The 21,305-nt window shown below is 69.4% G+C and carries 22 protein-coding genes; 11 read left to right on the top strand and 11 right to left on the bottom strand.

Translation table 11 applies throughout. The annotated features are described in order from the left end of the window. Positions 1-53: 53 nt before the first annotated feature. Genes ABGB01_RS22550 through ABGB01_RS22535 form a run of 4 tightly spaced genes read right to left on the bottom strand, consistent with a single transcriptional unit; the run spans position 54 to position 4,240 of the window. Complete coding sequence (locus ABGB01_RS22550) at positions 54-1,289, bottom strand: S8 family serine peptidase (protein ID WP_347775506.1); 1,236 nt, start codon at positions 1,287-1,289, stop codon at positions 54-56. Beyond that, positions 1,283-2,002, bottom strand: a complete 720-nt coding sequence (locus tag ABGB01_RS22545; RefSeq protein WP_347775505.1) for a hypothetical protein — start codon at positions 2,000-2,002, stop codon at positions 1,283-1,285. The genes ABGB01_RS22550 and ABGB01_RS22545 overlap by 7 nt, the downstream gene beginning before the upstream one ends. Before the next feature lie 22 nt (positions 2,003-2,024). After that, positions 2,025-3,206: an adenylyltransferase/sulfurtransferase MoeZ gene (gene moeZ, locus ABGB01_RS22540; protein WP_347775504.1), complete on the bottom strand. Its 1,182-nt coding sequence runs from the start codon at positions 3,204-3,206 to the stop codon at positions 2,025-2,027. A 44-nt stretch (positions 3,207-3,250) separates the two neighbouring features. After that, the gene (locus ABGB01_RS22535) at positions 3,251-4,240 is read right to left on the bottom strand and encodes an alpha/beta hydrolase (protein ID WP_347775503.1); all 990 of its coding nucleotides are present in this window, start codon (positions 4,238-4,240) and stop codon (positions 3,251-3,253) included. Positions 4,241-4,939: 699 nt separating this feature from the next. Here ABGB01_RS22535 and ABGB01_RS22530 point away from each other — a divergent pair. Continuing rightward, positions 4,940-5,275 (top strand): hypothetical protein, encoded by a 336-nt coding sequence (locus ABGB01_RS22530; RefSeq protein ID WP_347775502.1) that lies wholly within the window; start codon positions 4,940-4,942, stop codon positions 5,273-5,275. A 385-nt stretch (positions 5,276-5,660) separates the two neighbouring features. Further along, on the top strand, positions 5,661-5,966 hold the full coding sequence (locus ABGB01_RS22525) for a hypothetical protein (protein WP_347623178.1): 306 nt from the start codon (positions 5,661-5,663) through the stop codon (positions 5,964-5,966). Between the two features lie 1,181 nt (positions 5,967-7,147). Here ABGB01_RS22525 and ABGB01_RS22520 read toward each other — a convergent pair. The 3 genes from ABGB01_RS22520 to ABGB01_RS22510 form a co-directional block, all read right to left on the bottom strand. Then, positions 7,148-7,453 carry a hypothetical protein gene (locus ABGB01_RS22520; protein ID WP_347623178.1) on the bottom strand — a complete coding sequence of 102 codons (306 nt, stop codon included), beginning with the start codon at positions 7,451-7,453 and terminating at the stop codon, positions 7,148-7,150. Positions 7,454-7,900: 447 nt separating this feature from the next. Continuing rightward, entirely contained in the window at positions 7,901-8,206 is a 306-nt protein-coding gene (locus ABGB01_RS22515) for a hypothetical protein (protein ID WP_347775501.1), read from the bottom strand. Between the two features lie 703 nt (positions 8,207-8,909). Continuing rightward, positions 8,910-9,776, bottom strand: coding sequence for a Ku protein (locus ABGB01_RS22510; RefSeq protein ID WP_347646411.1), 867 nt, complete (start codon positions 9,774-9,776; stop codon positions 8,910-8,912). A gap of 120 nt (positions 9,777-9,896) precedes the next feature. Between ABGB01_RS22510 and ligD (ABGB01_RS22505) the strand changes: the two genes are divergently transcribed. From ligD (ABGB01_RS22505) to ABGB01_RS22485, 5 genes are all read left to right on the top strand, one after another. Further along, positions 9,897-10,751, top strand: a complete 855-nt coding sequence (ligD, locus tag ABGB01_RS22505; RefSeq protein WP_347775500.1) for a non-homologous end-joining DNA ligase — start codon at positions 9,897-9,899, stop codon at positions 10,749-10,751. Then, entirely contained in the window at positions 10,748-11,620 is an 873-nt protein-coding gene (ligD, locus tag ABGB01_RS22500; RefSeq protein ID WP_347775499.1) for a non-homologous end-joining DNA ligase, read from the top strand. The genes ligD (ABGB01_RS22505) and ligD (ABGB01_RS22500) overlap by 4 nt, the downstream gene beginning before the upstream one ends. Positions 11,621-11,653: 33 nt before the next feature. After that, positions 11,654-11,866: a hypothetical protein gene (locus ABGB01_RS22495; protein ID WP_347775498.1), complete on the top strand. Its 213-nt coding sequence runs from the start codon at positions 11,654-11,656 to the stop codon at positions 11,864-11,866. A 135-nt stretch (positions 11,867-12,001) separates the two neighbouring features. Then, on the top strand, positions 12,002-12,622 hold the full coding sequence (locus ABGB01_RS22490) for a TetR/AcrR family transcriptional regulator (RefSeq protein ID WP_165975053.1): 621 nt from the start codon (positions 12,002-12,004) through the stop codon (positions 12,620-12,622). 90 nt (positions 12,623-12,712) lie between these two features. Further along, positions 12,713-12,943, top strand: a complete 231-nt coding sequence (locus ABGB01_RS22485; protein WP_347775497.1) for a DUF3107 domain-containing protein — start codon at positions 12,713-12,715, stop codon at positions 12,941-12,943. A gap of 347 nt (positions 12,944-13,290) precedes the next feature. On the opposite strand, the gene ABGB01_RS22480 is transcribed toward ABGB01_RS22485, so the two are convergent. Further along, positions 13,291-13,935 carry a ferritin-like fold-containing protein gene (locus ABGB01_RS22480; protein WP_347775496.1) on the bottom strand — a complete coding sequence of 215 codons (645 nt, stop codon included), beginning with the start codon at positions 13,933-13,935 and terminating at the stop codon, positions 13,291-13,293. A 352-nt stretch (positions 13,936-14,287) separates the two neighbouring features. Between ABGB01_RS22480 and ABGB01_RS22475 the strand changes: the two genes are divergently transcribed. The 3 genes from ABGB01_RS22475 (at position 14,288) to ABGB01_RS22465 (ending at position 18,330) form a co-directional block, all read left to right on the top strand. Further along, positions 14,288-16,189 carry a DEAD/DEAH box helicase gene (locus ABGB01_RS22475; RefSeq protein ID WP_347775495.1) on the top strand — a complete coding sequence of 634 codons (1,902 nt, stop codon included), beginning with the start codon at positions 14,288-14,290 and terminating at the stop codon, positions 16,187-16,189. A gap of 292 nt (positions 16,190-16,481) precedes the next feature. Next, entirely contained in the window at positions 16,482-17,372 is an 891-nt protein-coding gene (locus tag ABGB01_RS22470; RefSeq protein WP_347775494.1) for an alpha/beta hydrolase, read from the top strand. Between the two features lie 13 nt (positions 17,373-17,385). After that, positions 17,386-18,330, top strand: coding sequence for an oxygenase MpaB family protein (locus ABGB01_RS22465; protein WP_347775493.1), 945 nt, complete (start codon positions 17,386-17,388; stop codon positions 18,328-18,330). 82 nt (positions 18,331-18,412) lie between these two features. Here ABGB01_RS22465 and ABGB01_RS22460 read toward each other — a convergent pair whose 3' ends face one another. Genes ABGB01_RS22460 through ABGB01_RS22450 form a run of 3 tightly spaced genes read right to left on the bottom strand, consistent with a single transcriptional unit; the run spans position 18,413 to position 20,782 of the window. Then, entirely contained in the window at positions 18,413-19,330 is a 918-nt protein-coding gene (locus tag ABGB01_RS22460; protein ID WP_347775492.1) for a PD-(D/E)XK nuclease family protein, read from the bottom strand. A gap of 53 nt (positions 19,331-19,383) precedes the next feature. After that, the gene (locus ABGB01_RS22455) at positions 19,384-20,103 is read right to left on the bottom strand and encodes an MBL fold metallo-hydrolase (RefSeq protein ID WP_347775491.1); all 720 of its coding nucleotides are present in this window, start codon (positions 20,101-20,103) and stop codon (positions 19,384-19,386) included. Between the two features lie 52 nt (positions 20,104-20,155). Beyond that, a complete protein-coding gene (locus ABGB01_RS22450) occupies positions 20,156-20,782 on the bottom strand; it encodes a DUF6758 family protein (protein ID WP_347775490.1) in 627 nt (208 codons plus the stop codon). Positions 20,783-20,856: 74 nt separating this feature from the next. On the opposite strand from ABGB01_RS22450, the gene ABGB01_RS22445 reads away from it, so the two are divergent. After that, the gene (locus ABGB01_RS22445) at positions 20,857-21,252 is read left to right on the top strand and encodes an NUDIX hydrolase (RefSeq protein ID WP_347775489.1); all 396 of its coding nucleotides are present in this window, start codon (positions 20,857-20,859) and stop codon (positions 21,250-21,252) included. Positions 21,253-21,305 lie beyond the last annotated feature (53 nt).

The raw sequence follows: 21,305 nt of genomic DNA, 5'->3' as shown, positions 1-21,305 counted from the left end.
CACCGCCTCGTTCCCGCGTTCGCTTGTCTATTTCGTCCCCCTAAGTAGGCGGATCATGCCTCTTGTGAGCTCTGCGCCCGACGTACGCGCCTGACCAGGACGAAGATGACAGCCAGGGACAGAAGCGCACCGGCGCCCGCCGCGGCGGCGATGGCGGAGTAGAGCGTCACCTGCCGCTGGTCCCTGGTGATGACCTTGACGGGGCCCGCGTCGCCGCCGGCCAGCGGCTTGGCCGGGTCGTGGGCCTCGGCGCCGGTTGCGGTCTCGGTGTGCCCGGCGAGCTTGCCGGCCTCGGCCAGCGCCCTGGCGGCGTTCACGACGCCGAAGCCGGTGGCGGTGTCGTAGCCGCCGGGCGGGCGGTCGGTGGCGCCGGTGGAGAGGGCTCGGGCGACGAGCGGCGGCGACATATCCGGATATTTCGCTTTAATGAGGGCGGCTACCCCGGACACCAGCGCGGTCGCCTGGGAGGTGCCCCTGCCGACCCAGTATTCGCCGCCAGGGCCCGCGCCCATGATGTCCACGCCGGGCGCTGACACCAGCACCGAGGAGTTGCGGTTGGAGAACGCGGCCCGCCGCAGCCGCCGGTCCGTCGCCCCCACCGAGACGACCCCGGGGAACGCCGCCGGGTAGGAGTAGGGTGCGAAGTCGCCGTCGATCTTGTTGTCGCCGTGGTTGCCGGCGGCGGCCACCAGCACGACACCCTTGGAGATGGCGTAACGGATCGCCGCACGCTCCTGCCGGGTCGCCAGCTCTTTGGAGATCGACATGTTGATCACGTCTGCTCCCTCGTCCACCGCGTAGCGAATGCCACGGGCCACCACGTTCTCGAAGCGCTCGGCGGAGTTGAACTCCCGGAAACCGGGCTCTTCATCCTCGAGGATGACCCTTACCGACAGTACGTGTGCTTCGGGCGCGACGCCGATGATCCCCCGTTTTCCCTCGGGCCCGTGGCCGTGCCCGGCGATCAGCGAGGCCATGTACGTGCCGTGCAACCTGCGCGGAGTCACGCCTCGCGGGTTTGCGCCCTCAGTGAAATCCTTCCCCACGCGCACCGAGCCGACCAGGTCACGATGGCGCCGGTCGACACCGGAGTCGAGCACGGCCACCAGCACCCCCGCACCCCTGCTGGTGCGCCACGCCTTGGTGAGGTCGAGCGTCTCGATCACCGCCTGCTGGCCGCCCCGCACGTCGTCGGCCCAGACGGGCGGCATCCCGAGCAGCAACGACCCCAGCGCCGCCACCACCGCGCCTCGCCTCAGCACGGCCCCGCCTCTGCCCCGCCTCAGCACGCCCACTCCTTGGCCGTGCAGTCGGGCATCCGTGGCGTGCTCAGCCTCGACAACACGCGCTCGGAGATCTCTGCGGCGAAGGCGAAGATGGCGGGCCGCTGCTCGCCCACGGTGCCGGCGGGTCGCCCGGTCACCTGGCCGGCGGTGGTCAGCACGAGATAGGGGCCCGCCTGGCGCACCGAGCCCGCCTGGCGCACGGCAGGAGTGAACCGGTCGGCCACCGTGCCGCGAAAGGCCAGCGGCCGCAGCCCGGGCTCGGGTTCGCCGTTGTCGGAGAAGGCGGACTTGGCCTGCAGAGCACCCCGCTCGTCGCGCATGGCCACGATGCCGATCGTCACGAGCACCCCGCGCAGCGCGTCGATGTAGGTCGCCCGCAGCACGCCCCGGCAGCCCTCCGTACGCAACGCCGTGGCGGCCTCGGCGTCCACGGAGTCCGCGCAGGAGGTGTGCGGCGAGATGCCTATCCTCCTGGCATGCTCTCGCCCGCCCTGCTCAGCGGCGTAGGCCAGCGTGGTGGGGAAGATGCGGCCCGTGGGCCAGGCGCGCCAGCGTTCGGCGATCTCGCGCTGGGCCGCCGCGTGCAGCTCGGCCGTGCTCGGCCCGCGGGTCAGCTCCGTGCCCGCCGCGCTGCCGGCCACCCCGGCGGCCACCGCGCAGATCAGCGTCAGCGCGGAGGCCGTCACCAGGGTGGGCCAGGGGCGTGCGGAATCCACGGCGAGCGCCCCTTTGAGACCGTCAGTAGCTGGGCAGGCTCGGGTCGACCGTCTTGACCCAGCTCAGCACGCCGCCGCCGACGTGGACGGCGTCGGAGAAACCGGCGTCCTTGACGACCGCCAGCGCCTCGGCCGAGCGCGCGCCCGACTTGCAGTGCAGCACGATCTTCTTGTCCTGCGGCAGCTTCTCCAGGGCCGAGCCGTTGAGGAACTCGCCCTTGGGGATCAGCTTGGCGCCGGGGATGGAGACGATCTCGTACTCGTTGGGCTCGCGGACGTCGACGACGTAGATGCTCTCGCCGCGGTCCATCATGCCCTTGAGCTCGAGCGCCGTGATCGTGGAGCCGCTGGCGGCCTCGGCGGCCTCGGCGGAGACCGCACCGCAGAACGCCTCGTAGTCGTCGAGCAGCTGCGTGACCGTCGGGTTTTTTCCGCACAGCACGCACTCGGGGTCTTTGCGGACCTTGACGTCGCGGTATTTCATCTCCAGGGCGTCATAGATCATCAGCCGCCCGACCAGCGGGTCGCCGATGCCGGTCAGCAGCTTGATGGCCTCGTTGACCTGGATGGAGCCGATCGACGCGCACAACACGCCGAGCACGCCGCCCTCGGCGCACGACGGCACCATGCCGGGAGGCGGGGGCTCGGGGTAGAGGCAGCGGTAGCACGGCCCGTGCTCGGCCCAGAACACGCTCGACTGCCCGTCGAAGCGGTAGATCGACCCCCAGACGTACGGCTTGCCGAGCAGCACCGCGGCGTCGTTCACCATGTAGCGCGTGGCGAAGTTGTCGGTGCCGTCGACGATGAGGTCGTAGCCGGAGAAGATCTCCATGACGTTTTCCGTGCTCAGCGCCGTGTTGTGGATCACGACGTCGACCAGCGGGTTGATCTCACGGACCGACGCGGCGGCGCTCTCGGCCTTCGGCCTGCCCACGTCGGACTGGCCGTGGATGACCTGGCGTTGCAGGTTGGACTCATCGACCACGTCGAAGTCGATGATGCCGAGGGTGCCGACGCCCGCCGCCGCGAGATAGAGCAGCGCGGGAGAGCCCAGGCCCCCGGCGCCCACACACAGCACCTTGGCGTTCTTCAGCCGCTTCTGCCCCGCCATGCCCACATCGGGAATGATCAGGTGACGCGAGTAGCGGCGCACTTCGTCGACGGTCAGCTCTGCGGCCGGCTCGACCAGCGGTGGCAACGACACTTTCTACGCTCCCGTTTGCAGGGGGTCTTATCTCACCTTGAAACCTAGCTGGCGAGTCGGGCATTCCCCAATCGAGTCTCACCGATCAGACGGCGTGCCTCCGCCGCCACGACCTGCGGTGTCTCCATCATCGCCACGTGCCCGGCCGTGGACAGCAACACCAGCCTGACCTTCCGGAATGTACGGTACGCCTTCGCGGCCATGGCCGGGCGGACCAGACGGTCGTGCCGCCCGTGCACGATCAGGGTCGGCGCCTCGACCTTCGCCGCCTGGCGCCAGAGGTTGTCCTCGCCGAAGCGGAAGTATTCGGCGACGATGCCCCGGGCGGAGGCGATCACGGCCTCACCGGCGTGGGGGAGGTCGTCGCGCCTGCGCTGCTCGTCGACGGCGTCGCGCAGGCGTTCGGGATGGACGGCGTCGGCGTTGGCGTAGACCATGGCGAGCGAGGCGCTGACCCGCTGCTCCGCCGGGAGCAGCCGCATCGTGTTCGCCGCCCACTCACCCAGCTTGGGCAGCGCGGCGGCGGCCACGCGGACGGGACCGTACCTGGGGAGCAGGTCGGGCAGGGCGGGCGAGATGAGGGTGAGCGAGCGGACCAGGTCGGGACGGCAGGCGGCGACCCTGACGGAGACCGCGCCGCCGAGCGAGTTGCCGAACAGGTGGGCAGGACCCGTCCGCTCCAGCAGACCGATCACGGCCTTGGCGTGGCCCCCGACGGTGTAGTCGCCGTCGGCGGGGACCGGCGAGTGGCCCGCGCCGGGGAGGTCCAGGGCGTGGCAGGTGACCTCGTCCTTGAGCTCGTCCATGAGGTCGGTCCAGTTGGTCGCCGAACCCGCCAGCCCGTGCACGAAGACGGCCTGCTCCGTCGGGCCCTCCCTGACCGCGTGCGCGTGCGCCGCGCCCGGCCCCTCGCCATGGGGCGGCCTGGCGGTGGAGGGACCGGCCCAGGTCTCGCCTGGGGCCGGCTGGGTGGATCGGACGTGCACCGAGCCGATCATGCGTCCCGGCCAGTGCGGGACCGGCTCCGCGGTCATCATCGAGCCTCCTTCGTCGCGCTGGGACGTCTCTTCCCCTCTCCTCAACGATAACCACGCCCCCCTGAGGCGACCGGCGCCGTGGGGGCGGGCATGCCAGGCCCGCTGATTCGGACATATCGGCATATATCGCTTTATAGGTATCTAAGGGATCTCATGACAGCCCAAGACTGCGGCAAAAGCCGCCGTTCGCCGTTTATGGCAGGCACGCCTCGGAAAGCATCAGACCAGCGACACCTAGCGTAATCACCAGAGCACTTACCGTTAATGGCGGGATCAACGAAGGGGCGGCGGCGCCGCGCCCATTCGGGCATGCCCGCCGACGACACGATTCGGTGCCGCCGGTTGATCGCGCCATTCCATCGTGTCGGCGAATACGTACACCAGAAATTCGGATCAGGGTATTGCGCTCGCGCGCCCAGGACATCGGAACGCCGGGGCGAGCAGTATCCGCCATTCGTGCTGCGACCCTCTGGGTGGCGGCACAATCGGACATATCATGCCATTTCATTGGATAGATGTTTAAGCCGAGCAATAAGATTGTTAATGCACAGCAAAATAGGGTGATTCCTGTTTGCCCGCCCACGGCCCCGGAAATGACTTTCCACGGATGACTCTTCAGCAGCCGTCCAAGACCTGTTTTCAGGTAACCCGGAAACGTCGAGAACGGGGCAACCGATCCTTTAGGGGGAAAACGCAATGCCCAAGCTCAAGAGTGTTATCGCAGGCCTCGCCCTTAGCACGGCGATGACCGGCGGCGTGGTCGGCCTGGGCGCGACCAGCGCCGAGGCCAACACCCCGGTCCGCACCGGCCCGTCCGTCGTCACTGGGGACGACGGCGGCTGGGGCTGGGGCTGGGGACACCGCCGTCACCACCGCCAAAGCTGCAAGCGTCACGGCCACCACGGTGGCGGCTGGGGCTGGGGCTGGGGACACCGCCGTCACCACCGCCAGAACATCTGCGTCGTCATCCGCAATGACAACCGCAACGAGAACGGCGAGCGCCGCCACCGCCACCACAAGCACGACTGGTGACATGACCGTGAAACGATGACGCAGGGATGAACACCCGTTATCCGTGAATGACCGTCGTGCACAGCGACGTGACACGGCCAGCGAATATCGGGCTCATTTCTCCGCATCGCACACGGCACTCCCGGCGAGGGCTCCACTGGCATCGGCCAGGGGGGCCCTCGCTGCATTTGTACGAACATATAGCGGCGGCGGCCATCCCCACAAAAGCCATGCAGGTCTCTACTATCCGGCAAAACTGGACAATTGCGGTTAGTTGGTCCTTGATTCGGATATATGTAGACCACGGATGAATCGCTAGCGAGACATCCGATCCCGCTTCCCGCCGATCCAGGCGATCGCAGGAAATGGGAGAACGGGGCAATCGATCCTTTAGGGGGAAAACGCAATGCCCAAGCTCAAAAGTGTTATCGCAGGCCTCGCCGTCAGCACGGCGCTGACCGGTGGCGTGGTCGCCACGGGCGCGACCACGACCGCTGCCAGTGCCGCCACCCAGGTCAGCGCGGGCACGTCCGTCCTGGCGGGCAGTAACTGCCACAAGCGCCGCTGCGGTTGGGGCTGGGGCCGCTGGGCCAGAGGGGGCGGCTGGGGCAAGTGGGGCCGGAACCGCCACCACGGCCACGGCCGCATCCGGATCGTCATCGTCAACCGGAACCACAACGTCAACCGCTTCGACCACGACCGGTTCAGGTGATCGGGCTCACGCCATAGTCTGAGCCCGGTGGCGCGCTCCCTGCGCCACCCCCGGGGTCCGCCACGGCGATGAACTCCGGTTCACCACAGAGTGCCCGCATTCGCGGCGACCGACGTCCTCCTTCCGGGAGTCTCGACGTCCACCCAGCGGATGCGGGCACTTCACGTTCCTCGTACCGACCTCCCGGGAGCCTCCTCCTCGCCGACGACGAACACCGGATGGACTGGAGAGCAGGCGCACGGACACACGGGCAGGCGCGCGGACGCACGGGCAGGCGCACGGACGCACCTACCACTGGCGCACGGGCGAGCAGGCCGACGCACGGCGGGCGACCGCACCAGCGGGTCGGGCACGCAGGTTGTGGTCATCGCCGCATGAGTCACCCGGTCAAACATCACGTCCCTCAAGATCCACCGCGCACGCTGCGTCCCGCCTCGCCTCGGGGGCCGTGCTTTTCGGCGCCTCCGCTCCGCACCGTGCCTCGCCCGTGCCGCGGCGACCATGCCCCGCGTACTCCGGAACCGTGTCTCGCCGGTGCTGCGGCGACCATGCCCGGCGTACTCCGGAACCGTGTCTCGCCGGTGCCGCGGCGACCATGCCCCGCGTACTCCGGGACCATGCCCCCGCTGGAGGCTGGCCGGGGCACCGCCGACCGTGCCACCGGTCCGCGCGGCCGGCATGCCCGCCGGCGCATGCCGCCATGCCCGCCGGCGCATGCCGCCATGCCCTCCGCTGAGGGCTGCTGCAGTGGAGGCGTTGACAGCGGTGGTGAAGGCGGCGGCACGGGTCAAGCAGGGCGCTGTGGATCAGCTGGAGCGGCGGGGAACTGGCTCAGGCGGCGACTGGCCGGATGTGGTGGCTGCGGTCAGAGTATGGCGGCGGGGAACGGGCGTGTGGGGAGGCTGCCGGTGGGGTGGGGATGGCGGACATGGTGGGGTGAGGGACAGCGGGGAGATGTGGGTGGCGGTGGTGAGCGGTCGGTGGCGGGGGTGAGCGCCGGTGGGGCGGCGGCGGGAAAGTCGAGTGCCCGCATTTGTGGGAGGACGTCGTTGTCTACGGAGAGATGACGTCGATCCCGTCAATGCGGGCACTCTTTCCCATGTAGGAGTACATCGCATTCAGCGGACTCCTACAGTGGCGCAGGGAAATTGCGCCACGGGCTCAGACCATGAGCGAGCCGATCACCTGAACCGGTCGTGGTCGAAGCGGTTGACGTTGTGGTTCCGGTTGACGATGACGATTCGGATGCGGCCGTGGCCGTGGTGGCGGTTCCGGCCCCACTTGCCCCAGCCGCCCCCTCTGGCCCAGCGGCCCCAGCCCCAACCGCAGCGGCGCTTGTGGCAGTTACTGCCCGCCAGGACGGACGTGCCCGCGCTGACCTGGGTAGCGGCACTGGCAGCGGTCGTGGTCGCGCCCGTGGCGACCACGCCACCGGTCAGCGCCGTGCTGACGGCGAGGCCTGCGATAACACTTTTGAGCTTGGGCATTGCGTTTCCCCCTAAAGGATCGATTGCCCCGTTCTCTGTGCTCCCGGATAACCGGCAGATACCGGAATGACGGGAAGCGGCACGGATTCACCATTAGCGGCTCATCCGCATGCTGCATCTAACCGAGACAATCTCCATCTAACTGGAATTAGCAAGCCTTTTCCGACCGCAGACATCGTCATGGCTGTTACGCCATGAGCCATGCAATAGAACTCTTGGCCCACCACTTACAAGAAGGCAGCGAGGGCCCCGCGACGGAAGCCGGCAGAGCCCTCACCAGTGATTGCCGTAGAGGCACGCAGAAACAAAGCTCAGGACCGGCCCGTGCGATGAATGCACGGGCCGTTCCCGAGGGCCGAGATTTCACCCGGTCAATTCCCGCTCCCCGCGAGCGGCGACCGCACGTGAAAGACGACTGCTCATTTCTTCGCCGTCCGGCGGGTCACCTTACTCGTCTTCTGCAGGAGTGGCGGTGATGGTGATCGTCGGAGTCGGAGTCGGGCGCGGGAACCTGTTGATGTTGCGGTTCCTGTTGTGGACCTTCACCCTCACGTGCGTCTTCTGGCGGTGGTGACGGCGCCATCCGCAGCGCCACCAGCCATGACAGCCACCCGCGACCACGGATGTGCCGGTGCTGACCTGGGTGGCGGCACCAGCGGCGAACGAGGTCGTCGCCGCACCGACGGCGACGACGCCACCGGTCAGGGCCGTGCTGATGGCGAGGCCTGCGATAGCACTCTTGAGCTTGGGCATTGCGTGTTCCCCCTAAAGGATCGATTGCCCCGTTCTCGCGTTTCCCGATAAACAGAAAACAGGCTTGGACGGCTGCTGAAGAGTCATCCACGGAATGTCATTTCCGCCACGAAGGGAGACAAACAGCTATCGCCCCATTTTGCTAGGCATTAACAATGTTATTGCTTCTATTAAACATTTATCCAATGAAATGCTATGAATTATCCGGTTTGTCCGATTCGGTTACTGGTCATGGCGGCGGCTTCATTCCGACTTCCGCGTCGGCCGGCGCACGGCCACGGCCACGGCCTCGGCAGGGTCAGTGGTCCGAGGAGGTCCCTGACGAGCGTGTGTCTGTCCGGGGCGCACCTGCGCGGCGCCCGGGACGCCGGATCCGGCTGGAAGGTTCTCGCCGCCGGCGGAACCGTCCCCAGCCCTCAGTGCCTCCGGGCACAGGACGGAGATGTCAGGTGGTGAAGCCTCGAACCCCGGCGCCGGGGCACGGCCGCGCGCCGTACACGATGGTGCGGTTCGCCGGGGCCAGGGTTCGAACGGTGACATCGCCGGCCGTCGTCTGCCGCCGGCGTCGAGCCACATCCGCTACGCCGCGCCCAGGCGTCCTGCCAGAACGAACCAGGTTCCGCTGTAGAGCGGCCTGCCCCGCCGAGGGCGTCCCTGCAGTAGGACGCGCGCGCCCGGGCGGCTCCCGGGCCTGGGCGGAGCGCTACGCGGACTTGCGGGTCTTACGCTTGGAAGCGGCCTTGTCCTCGTCCTTCGACTTGCCGCCCGCCTTCTTCTGCTTGGCCGGCTCGCCTTCGCGTTCCTTCTTGGCCGCCTCGACGCTCGCCCTCAGCGCGGCCATGAGATCCACGGCCGGCCCCGCTTCTTCCTCCTCGCGGGCGGCGACGACCTCCTTGCCCGCCACCTTCGCCTCGATGACCTGCTGCAGGGCCTCGCGGTACGTGTCGTGATATTCGCTCGGGTCGAAGTCGGACTCCATCGTGGTGATCAGCGACTCGGCCATCTTGAGTTCCTGCGCGCGTACCTCGATGTCCTCTTCCAGGAAGGGGAAGTCGGGTGTGCGGATCTCGTCGGGCCAGAGCATCGTCTCCAGCACGAAGATGCCGTCCCTGACCCTCAGCGTGGCCAGCGACTCCCGCTGGCGCAGGGCCACTTTGACCACCGCCACCTGGCCGGAGCTCTCCAGGGCGTCGCGCAGCAGCACGTACGGCTTCGCCCCCTGCGCGTCGGGCTCCAGATAGTACGACTTGGCGAAGTAGATGGGGTCGATCTGGTCCGCGGGGGCGAACTGGAGCACGTCGATCCGGCGCGAGCTGCTGAGCGGCAGGTCCTCGAAGTCCTCGTCGGTCAGCACGACCACCTCGCCGGTGGCGAGTTCGTACCCCTTGGCGATGTCGGAGTAGGGGACTTCTTCGCCGTCGACCGTGCACACGCGCTTGTACCGGATCCGCCCGCCGTCCTCGCGGTGCACCTGGTGGAACGTCACGTCCTTCTGCTCGGTCGCCGAGTAGAGCTTGACCGGGATGGTGACCAGGCCGAAGGAGATCGCACCTTTCCAGATGCTGCGCATACGCAACTCCTCAGCACTCAACGGCCCACCGATGGGCACATACCCGTCATGGGGCAACCAATGCCATACCCGGTCGAACCGATGTTGGCTGTCCCCGGAGAACTACCCAGCGATCGCGACATGTACGGGCTTGAGGTCAAGTGGGATGGCATCCGGGCTCTCGTGCACATCGAGGACGGCGTACGGGTGACGGGGCGGCATGGGGTCGAGTACACGCGGCGGTATCCGGAACTTTCGGGGTTGATTGCGGCGTTCGGGGTCAAGCACGCGATCATCGACGGCGAGGTCGTGGCGCTGGATCCGCAGGGCCGCCCCAGCTTCATCCGGCTGCAGCACCGGATGCACCTGACCGATCCCGACCCGGCCATGCTGAAACGGTATCCCGTCACGTACATGCCGTTCGACCTGCTCTATCTCGACGGCACGCCCCTCTTCGACCTGCCCTACCGCGACCGCAGGGCACTCCTCGACGAGCTGGACGTCGGCGCGCCCCCGTACTTCCCCGGCGACTCCGACCTGCTGTCGGCCACGTACGAGCAGGGTCTGGAGGGTGTGGTCGCCAAGCGGCTGGACGCGCCCTACCGGCCGGGCACGCGCTCACCGTGGTGGGTCAAGGTGAAGAACCTGAGCACCAGGGAGGTCGTCATCGGCGGCTGGAAGCCGGGCAAGGGCCGCCGGTCCGGCGGGATCGGGTCACTGGTCATGGGGGTGTTCACCGGCACCGGCCTGACGTACGTGGGGCACGTCGGCACGGGGTTCACGGACGCCGTACTGGACGATCTCCACGGGAGGCTGCGCCCGCTGGAGGTCGCGCGCAGCCCGTTCTGCAACGAGGTTCCGTGGCGGAGCCGGTGGGTTAGGCCTGATCTCGTCGGGGAGGTGGCTTACACGATGTGGACCGACGAGCAGCGGCTGCGGCACCCCGTGTGGCGCGGCCTGCGCCCCGACAAGCTCCCCTCGGAGGTGACGCCATGAAGGTGCCGGTCAAGGTCGACGGGCGCGAGCTGGCGCTGAGCAACCTGGACAAGGTGCTCTATCCCGACTACGGCTTCACCAAGGCCGAGGTCATCGACTACTACAGCCGCATCGCCCCCGTCCTGCTGCCGCATCTCGCGGGCAGGCCCCTGACCGTCAAGCGGTTCCCGAACGGCGTCACCGGCCAGTCCTTCTTCGAGAAGAACGCCCCTGACCACACCCCTGACTGGGTCAGGCGGGTCAACCTGCCCGCGCCCGGCAGCACCAAGAACCGCGAGAGCATCGACTTCGCCGTCGTCGAAGACCTGCCCACGCTCGTCTACTACGCCAACCTGGCCGCGCTCGAACTGCACGTTCCCCAGTGGCGCGTCGACGACGACGGCGAGGCGCTGCCGCCCGACACGCTCGTGATCGACCTCGACCCCGGCCCGCCCGCCACGATCGTCGAGTGCTGCCGGGTCGCGCTCATGCTCCGCGAGGTGCTCAAGGACGAAGGGCTCGTCGCGGTGCCGAAGACCAGCGGCAACAAGGGCATGCAGCTGTACGCCGACTGGGACTGCCGCGAGGAGCCCTCCGCCTTCGCCAAACGGCTGGCACAACTCCTGGAGAAGGAGCATCCCCAGGAGGTCGTCAGCGTGATGGCGAAGAAGGCCAGGCCGGGCAAGGTGTTCATCGACTGGAGCCAGAACAACCCGGCCAAGACGACCGTGGCGCCCTACTCGCTGCGGGCCAGGGAGCGGCCGACGGTCTCGACCCCCCTGTCATGGAAGGAGGTCGAGGACTGCGAGGGTCCCGAGGAACTGGTGTTCACGGCGCCGGACGTACTCGCCAGAGTGGAGAAACGCGGCGACCTTTTCAGCCGGGCGTAGTCTGGACGCGTCCACACCAAGAGGGGGATCGACATGTCAGAGATGGACATACGCGGGGACGCGAGCACCTTCGAAGAGGAGGAGGAGCGCTTCTCGATCGAGACGCCCGAGGCCGACGCGGCCGAGCAGCAACGCGAGATCCGCCCCGTCGGCAGGCTGCGCAGCGAGCTGCCGCTCGACGTCGATCCCGCCGACGCGGCCGACCAGGACCGCGTCGTGGAGCTCGACGATGACGACTATCGCTGAGCCGGTCTCGCTGGGCCGGCTCCACGGCGATGACCTGTGCGGTGGCGGCTCGTCGGTGACCGTTGTCACTGAGGGCCCGTTGACGCGCCCGTAGGATGTCCGCACAGCCCCGCTGAGAGACCTATGGAGACCCGCGTGACCGCAACCCCGGACGCGAAGCCCCGGGGCACCCGGCTGCCCCGACTCGCCCGACGCCGGCAGCTGCTGAGCGCCGCGCAGGAAGTGTTCGTCGAGAACGGCTACCACGCGGCCGCCATGGACGAGATCGCCGACCGGGCAGGCGTCAGCAAGCCGGTGCTCTACCAGCACTTCCCCGGCAAGCTCGAGCTCTATCTGGCGCTGCTCGACCTCCACGTCGACGACATGGTCAACCGCTGCCGCGAGGCGCTGGCCTCCACCCAGGAGAACAAACTGCGCGTGCAGGCCACGTTCAGCGCGTTCTTCGACTTCGTCTCCACCCAGGGCGAGGCGTTCCGCCTGGTCTTCGAGTCCGATCTGCGCAACGTCGCGCCGGTGCGGCAGCGGGTGGAGCGGTCGCTGCGCGAGTGCGCCGAGATGGTCAGCGCGGTCATCCAGGAGGACACCGGGTGCACCAGCGACGAGGCGCACCTGCTCGGCGTCGGCCTGGTCGGCATGGCGGAGGTGAGCGCCCGCTACTGGGTCACCACGCAGGGCTCGATCCCGAAGGACGCGGCCGAGCAGCTCATGGCTCGGCTCGCCTGGCGCGGCATCAGCGGTTTTCCGCGTACGGCATAACCCGTTCGCTGGGCGCGATCATCTGCGGTTTTCACCGGAACGAGCGGTCACCATGGGGTGTGAGCCAGCCCCGTCGACTAGGGAGCCAGGATGGAAATCAAGATCGGCGTGCGTTCCGTGCACCGCGAGCTCGTTGTCGAGACCAACCTCACCGCAGAGCAGGTGGAGGAGGAGATCAGAAACGCGCTGTCGGTCGAGCGCGGCGTGTTCGCCCTGACCGACGTCAAGGGCAGGCGCATCGTCGTGCCGGTCGCCTCGCTCGGGTTCATCGAGATCGGTGAGGACGAGTCGCGGCCGGTCGGGTTCGGCGGCACGCTCTAGAGACTTGTGAGCGGGGTGCGGCGACACGCGCCGTGCCCCGCTTCTCCTGACCCACGTGCACGGGCTCCCGCCGTGCCCGCACCGGTTTCTTCCTGGCTCGGACCCTGGCTCAGCTCGGCGGCTTGCCGATCAGGCACCCCCGGGGCCTGCGCGGCCGGGGCACGGCATCTCGCCTGGGCTCCGTGGCCGGGCAGGCCGCGCTCTGTCTCCGCAGCACCGCCCGCGGTTTCCAGCGGGCCGGCTCACATCTCGTCAAGATACTGCCGTAGCGGCGCGAGGCCCTCATGTCTGGCACGGTACAACCGTTGCGTGCCCGCGCGCCGCCCGATGCCGACAAAGCGCCTGCCTCAGATGCCCATGGCCGCCATACGTTTGTTGTGCGCCTCGGTCAACTTCGCGAAAAGTCGGGATATGTCCGTCTGGCCCTCGCCGGCCGACTCCATCAGCAGCAGCGCCAGCTCCGGCCGGGCCGAGGCCACCTGCTGGCCCTGGCTGAGCGCCTCGCCGACGAGCCGCCGCGCCCACAGTGCCAGCCGCCCGCTCGCCGCCGGGTCCGCCTGGATGCCCGCCCGCACCCCTTCGACCGCGAACTTCGACCGGCCCTCGTCCACCAGCACCTCGTCGACCAGCTTGGCGATCGACGGGTCGAGGTGCCTGGCCGCCTCCCGGTAGAAGTCGAGCGCGATGCCGTCTCCCACGTACGTCTTGACCAGCGCCTGCAGCCAGTCGGCCGGCCTGGTCTGCGCGTGCCAGGCGTCCAGCGCCGCGACGAACGGCGCCATCGCCTCGGCGGGATCGGCGCCCAGTTCGGCCAGCCGGTCGCGCAGCAGGCGGAAGTGGGCGAATTCGGTGACGGCGAGCTCGCTGAGCGCCGCCCGGTCGGCGAGAGAGGGCGCCAGAGACGCGGCGTCCTCGGTCATCCGCGCGTGGGCGCTCAACTCCGCGTAGGCCAGCACACCGAGCAGGTCGACGACTCCAGGAGACTCCTTCATAACAAGGCAGCGTACTTGGGGGAATCTTCGGGAACATACGTAAGCTCGGTCAGCGTTGTGGTATCGAGTACACTGCTCTGTGAAAGTGCGACCGCACTGTGTAAATTCGGGGGGTTTCCCTCGATTGCCCCCGTTCCCCGGGTGCGCGGTCGCTGATGACGCGAGAGGGCTGGCTCTACCGCGCGGACCCACGACACGGGGGCTGTTTTCCGCCCGTCGGTCCCGGCAGGCCCGCCTTCATTTGAGACTGAGGCAGGCCACGCTGACGACTTTCCGAGACCTCGGAGTCACACCAGAGATCGCCGATGCCCTTGAGACCGAGGGCATCGTCGCACCGTTTCCCATCCAGGAAATGGCACTCCCGCTCGCGCTGAGCGGCCAGGACCTCATCGGCCAGGCACGCACGGGCACGGGAAAGACCTACGCGTTCGGCATCGCCATGCTCCAAGGCATCGGCAAGCCGCGCAAAAACCGCAAGAAGCCGCGCGGGCTGGTCGTCGTACCGACCCGCGAGCTGGCCGTCCAGGTCAGCGAAGACCTCGTCACCGCCGCGGGCAAGCTCGGTTCCCGGGTTCTGACCGTTTACGGCGGGCGGGCGTACGAGCCGCAGATCGAGGCGCTCAAGGCCGGCGTCGACGTCATCGTCGGCACCCCCGGCCGCCTGCTCGACCTGGTCAAGCAGAAGCATCTCGACCTGAGCCAGGTCACCACCCTCGTCCTCGACGAGGCCGACCGGATGCTCGACCTCGGCTTCCTGCCCGACATCGAACGGATCTTCAAGCTGATCCCGGCGCAGCGGCAGACGATGTTGTTCTCGGCCACCATGCCGGGCGAGATCGTCGCGCTGTCGCGCAAATACCTCAACCGCCCGACACACGTACGCGCAGAGCTCGAAAGCGGCGAGGGCGAGACCACGCCGCTCACCCGCCAGCTCGTGTGGCGCGTCCACCGCATGGACAAGATCGAGATCGTCGGCCGGCTGCTGCAGGCCGAGGGCCGCGGGCTCACCATGGTCTTCTGCGAGACCAAGCGGGCCTGCGACATGGTCGCCGAGCAGCTCGACACCCGCGGCTTCGCGGTCGCGGCCGTGCACGGCGACCTCGGTCAGGGCCAGCGCGAGCAGGCGCTGCGCGCGTTCCGCAACGGCAAGATCGACGTGCTGGTGGCCACCGACGTGGCCGCCCGCGGCATCGACATCGACGACGTCACCCACGTGGTCAACTACGACTGCCCCACCGACGACAAGACCTACGTGCACCGCATCGGCCGCACCGGCCGGGCCGGGCGTACGGGCATCTCGGTCACGTTCGTGGAGTGGGAGGAGCTGACCCGCTGGAAGATGATCAACCAGATGCTCGGGCTCGACTTCGCCGAACCCGAGGAGACCTACTCCACCTCGCCGCACGTCTACAGCGAGCTCAACATCCCCGAGGGCACCAAGGGCGTTCTGCCGCACGCGAGCCGCTCGCGCGCGGGGCTGTCCGCGGAGCGCATCGAGGACCTCGGTGAGACCGGCAGGATCCGCGGGCGCGGGGGCCGCCGCCGCGACGAGCGCGAGGAGCGCCCCGCCCGCACACCGCGCCAGCGCCGCCGTACCCGCGGCGGCAGGGAACTGGCGGAGACCGCACCCGCCGAGACGACGGAGGTCGAGCCTTTGAAGACCAAGACGGAGGAGACTCCGGCCATCTTCTCGCCGGACGAGGTCCAGGCCGCCGAGCCGAAGCGGAGCCGCACCCGCAGGGGGGCGGCGTCCACGGCGATCGAGCAGGCGCTGGCCGAGGCGCCGGAGGCGCCGGCGAAGCCCACCCGCTCGCGCCGGTCCGCCAAGCCCGAGGCCGACGCCGGGACCGACGCCGATCCCGGCACCGGGAGCGGCGCTGGGACCAGCACTGGGACCGGCACTGGGACCGGCACCCGCTCGAAGCGCGACGCCGGAGCCGAGTCCGCGCCGGTCGCTCCCGCCGCGCCTGTCACCGGGCCCACCACCGGGCCCACCACCGGGCCCACCTCAGGGCCCGAGCCGGTGACGCCGGCCGCGGCCGAGCCGAGCTTCCTGTCGACGCCGCCGCCACCGGCGCGCAAGGAGCCCGACCGCATCATCCCGCCGAGCCCGTTCGCGGTGATCTTCCAGTCACCCGACCTCGCCACGGACGACGACGACATCGCCCCGTCCGCGGCGACCGAGCGCAAGCAGCAGCGGCGCCAGCCCCGTGGCGGCAACGGCGGTGGCGGCAACCGCCGCCGCGCCGGCTGAGGAGGCAACAGAGGCGCGCACCCCGAGCGGGTGCGCGCCTCTCGCATGCCGCGCGACGGGCCGTACGGGCCCCTCATACGATTCCGCGGCGCACCAGCCCGATTGGGGCCCGCCCACCTACGCACGCGCCCCCAGGAGGCGCTCAGCGCCCGCCACGGGGGTCTGGGGGCGTACCAGGCCTCCAACGGGCGGGTTTCCCGCACCGCGCACAGCTCGTCTCCCCTGAGAACTCGCACCGGCGTCGTGGCCATGCCGGTGTCGAGGCGCTGACCTCTGGGTATTGTTGCCCCACGTGAGTACGCCGCGATTCCTCGACCTGCCGCCTGGCGTCGCACCACAGAAGATCAAAACGCCACAGGGCACGTTCGCGGTCCTGGAGGCGGTTCCGGTCAGTGGTGTGATCGAGCGCTGGCCCGCGCTGCTGGTCCCCGGCCTGACGGGCAGCAAGGAGGACTTCCTCGCGGTCCTGATGACGCTGGCCCAGTCGGGCCGCCGGGTGGTGGTCGTCGACCTGCGCGGCCAGTACGAAACGCCGGGCCCGGACGACCCCAGGGCCTACACGTGCGCCGCGCTCGGGTCCGACATCGACACGCTCGCCCAGGTCGTCGGCGTCGGCGAGCCCGTGCACCTGGTGGGCCATTCCTTCGGCGGGCTGGTGTCCAGGGAGGCGGTGATCGACGGGGTGACGAAGTTCGCGTCGTTCACGCTGATGAGCTCGGGTCCAGGGCCCATCGAGGGCCGGCGGGCGCGCAACGCCAGGACGATCACCGAAGAGGTGCCGGCGCTGGGCCTGGAACACCTGTGGCACCACAGGTTCGAGCCCGAGGCGCTGGCCGGCGACGTGTCCGACGACATCAGGGAGTTCCTGCACAAGCGCCTGATCAGCAACTCGCCGACCGGCCTGACACGGATGGCCGAGCAGGTGCTGACCATGCGCGACCGCACCGACGAGCTGCGCCAGATCGAGGTGCCCACGCTCGTCCTGTTCGGCGAGCACGACGACGGATGGCCGCCGGAGGCGCAGTCGGACATGGCGGCCAGGCTCGGAGCCGACTCCGTGGTCGTGCCGGGCGCGATGCACTCCCCCGCCGTGGAGGCGCCGGAGACGACGGCGGCGGCGCTGGTGAGGTTCTGGAACACGGCCGAGAAACATTACTTGGACACAAGGTCCACTGCCGTGTGATTCTGCGTTCACCATGAGGGGCATCGAAGACATCGTCGTCCAGCCGCCGCAGAGCGCGACGTGGCAGGTGCATCTCGACCGCTCGATGTGGGTCGGCGGCGTACGCGGGCTCATGTTGCAGGCGCTGCACCCGCTGGCGATGCGCGGCGTCTGGCAGAACTCCACCTTCCAGGACGATCCTTTCGGCCGCCTGCGCCGCACCGCCGACTTCGTGGGCCGGGTGACGTTCGGCAGCCCGGAGGAGGCCGACGAGATCGGCAGGCGGGTGCGCGGCATCCACCGGGCCCTGCGCATCCGCGATCCCGACACCGGCGGGACGCACCGGGTCGACGACCCCGAGTTGCTGCTCTGGGTGCACTGCGCGGAGGTCTCGTCATACCTCGAGGTGGCCAGGCGCGGCGGGCTCGGGCTGACCGAGCGGCAGGCCGACCGCTACCTGCGCGAGCAGCGCAGGAGCGCCACGTACGTCGGCCTGCACCTCGACGACGTGCCCGGCTCGTGCGCGGAGATGGACGCCTACTTCAAGCAGATGCGCCCCAGCCTGCGCGTCACGGAGGAGGCGGCCTCGACCGTGCGCTTCCTGATGTGGCCGCGGTTGCCGCGCGAGCTCAGGATGCTGTCCCCCGGCAAACCCGGCTACTTCCCCTTCGGCGCGCTCTGTTACTTCACGCTGCCCGACTGGGCCAGGCGCATGTACGGCGCGCTGCCCGAGGTGCCCGCGGCGGCCGTGACGGCCGGGCTCGCGGCGTTCAGGCTGGCCATGAACGCGCTGCCCGAGCCCGTGCACGACCGTGCGTTCATGCCGGCCACGCGGCGGATGTTGCGGGCCTCCAGGGAGCGGCTCGGCGCCGCGGGCTACGACGTGAGCAGAGGGCTCAAGGGGCTGACCGATCCCCGCCGCTGGCCGAAGTCCTGCCGGCCAGGGCGACCGCGATCATCTATGAGTTCAGCGGGTTGAACAGCGAGCCCAGCGCCACCGCGACCGGTAACCGCTCCACGCCCTTCACGGTCCGGCCCGCGCCGCCAGGGGGTGAGCCTGGCTAGTCGGCAAGCCCGTCCCAGGGGCGGCGCTCCGGCCCTGCGGCCTGCCCTTCGGGGCAGTGGCGGAGGAAGTCGCACCAGGAGCAGATGGGGCCGGGGGCGGGCGCGAACAGCTCGTCGACCTCCGCCGGCACGGCGGCGGGCCCGATGGATGGCCCGGTGGACGGCCGCCCGCCTGGCGGGGTCGCGGGTTTGCGCGCGGGCGCCGCCACGAGCTCGCGGTAGCGTTCGTCGGCCTCGGCGGCCTCGGTCGCGACCTCCTCCGCACGCCGCAGGTGGCGGGTGAGCGACTCGTCGGTGTGCCGCCACTGGACGATCTCGCCGGTCGGCAGGTGGTGGAGCTCGACGGTGCGGCAGGGCGTGCGCATCATCGTGGAGGCGGCGATGGCGTAGGCGGCCAGGGCGAGCGACGAACGGGCGTCGTCCTGGGTGAGCGGGCGGCGGCCGGTTTTGTAGTCGACCACGACCAGCTCGTCGCCGCGCCGGTCGAGCCGGTCGATGCGGCCGGACAGGGCGACGACCTTGGTGCGGGTGGCGACCGTGCGCTCGACGCCCACCGGATCGTCAGCAGGATCTAAAGTCGCGACATATCCGGACACGAGGTCGCGAGCTCGGCCCAGCCACCGGCCCGACTGCTCGGCGTCCTTGAACCCCTCGGTGATCCACCCGTTCGTGACGAGGACGACCGCCGTCAGCGGGGTCCTGCGTTCGTACGGCTCCCGCCACCAGCCCGCCAGCGCGTTGTGCACGCTCGCCCCGACGCTGTTGTGCGCCCAGGCGGGGCCCTTGGACGGCTGCGGCCGGTCGAGATAGGTGAACCGGTAGCGGCGACGGCAGTCGAGCCAGGCGTTCAGCCGCGACGGCGTGCAGGAGTAGAGCCGCCGCGGCATCCCTTCCAGCGGAAGCTGCGTGTTCATCCGCCCTCACCCCGCGAGGCGGCCGGACGGGACCCGCCGACCCTGCTCATGGCTCACTCGTCGCCGGGTCCGAGGCGGATGCCGGAGATCTTGGTGCCGTCGGTGAGCGGGCCGTCGTCGTCGGCGGGCTCGGTGTCGACGCGGGTCAGCGACCCGGACACCCAGTCGTCGAAGTGCGGCTCCAGGTCGCCGACCGTGACCTCGTCGCCGTGGGCGGCCAGGATCCGCGTCTCGCCGGGCAGCGTGAACAGCCGCCCGCCGATCGAGGTCAGCTGGTCGGCCAGGGCGGGATATTCGCCGCCCAGCTTGCCGGGGCCGTCGGCCTGCAGGGCCTTGCCGGTGAACACGGCGCCGAGCCCTTCGCAGTAGAGCGACACGCCGCCGGGCGTGACGCCGGGGGTCTCCATGACGTCGAGCTGGACGTCGGCCACCTCGAAGACGCCGTCGTCCTCCATGTCGATGTCGGGCCAGGTCTCCGACCAGGTCTCCCGCCACAGCGGCTTGTCCTTGGGATGCAGGGCGACCACGGCCTCGTCTCTGCTGGCCACCTCGATGGAGGCGCCGACGTGGTCGGGCAGGCCCGCCGTGCAGATGACGGCCAGCACCTCACGCTCGCCCACCTGCTCAAGGATCTTCTCGGCGTCACGCGCCGCGTCGATGACGATCACTTCGTCGTCGTCACCCACGATCCAGGTGTTGTTCTCGACCTTGTGCTCGGTGCCGTCGATGTCGACGACGCCCTCGGTCACCACTCGCTCGATACGCGCTGTCACGCCTCCGAACTCTAGCCCGTCTTCAGGAGAGCGCGAATCGCCGTCGCCCGTCCTACTCCTCGAGCCGGGGAGAGAACGCACCGAAAGGGACATCCAGGTCGTGATCCCGCGCGTCGATCAGCGACAGCTCGGTCAGCGCGATGAGGCAGCCGGCGTCGGCCGGCCAGGCGATCGTCCACAACCAGTTGCCGAGCGCCTCGCCGGCGTAGACGGCCCGGTCGGCCTGCCCATTCACGCACCACATGGCGGTGGGATGGCCGAGCACCTGGATCTTGGCGTTCGGCGGGCCGGCGTCGAACCCCGAGCCCGGGTCGGGGCCGTCGAGCCCGGCGTAGGCCGCGCCCAGCCCGATGCCCGGCTCCTCCGCGATGATGAGCAGGTCGGCAGGCCCTTCCGTGAGCGACGGCCCGCTGAGCGCGACCACGCTGGCGCGACCGCCGGTGCGCTGGTCGCCCACCTCGCCGAAACCGGTCACCAGCCAGCCGGCCGGCAACGGCCATGGCAGCCACACGGGAACCACGGAGCTCTTGCGGATCGCCTCCAGCGCCGTGCTGGTCGGCGGCCACGGAGGCTGATAAGGCAGGACATCCCCGTGCGTGTCGCATCGATAGGCACTCGACCAGGCGCTCGGCTCGTGAAGCCGGCCAGAACACCGTGGGCAGGTTGCAGCCGCTCTCACAGCTACCCACGGTGCTTCCTTTTGCGGCGTTGCGTCAAGGGTGGTTCTCGTTATCTCGTCGTAATCTTGGTCATGTGCGCGTAAATTGTATTGGGGCGATAGTTTTTGACGCCTTTGACCGAATTCTCCTTGTGCAGCGGGGGCATCCGCCCGGCATGGGCCTGTGGTCCATCCCCGGCGGCAGGCTGGAGCCCGGCGAGACCGACACCGCTGGACTGCGGCGCGAGGTCCTGGAGGAGACGGGGCTGCACGTGGAGGTGGGCCGCCTGGCCGGCACGGTGGAGCGCCCCGGACCCGGCGGGGTCACGTACGTGATCCGCGACTATCTCGCGGACGTCACCGGCGGGACCCCCGCGGCCGGTGACGACGCCGCGGACGTGCGGTGGTGCGGCATGGACGAGCTGGCCCGGCTGCCGCTCACCGAAGGACTGCTCGACACGCTGACGGGCTGGGGCGTGTTGCCCCGTTAGCCGAAGCGCCTGCCGGACGATGGGGGTTCGCGGCGCCGCCCGCCCCACTCGCC

The sequence above is a fragment of the Nonomuraea sp. B5E05 genome (assembly GCF_039880665.1).
Classification (GTDB): Bacteria; Actinomycetota; Actinomycetes; order Streptosporangiales; family Streptosporangiaceae; genus Nonomuraea.
The sequence above is the reverse complement of the archived record's forward strand: the minus strand, read 5'-3'. Positions and strand labels throughout refer to the sequence as shown.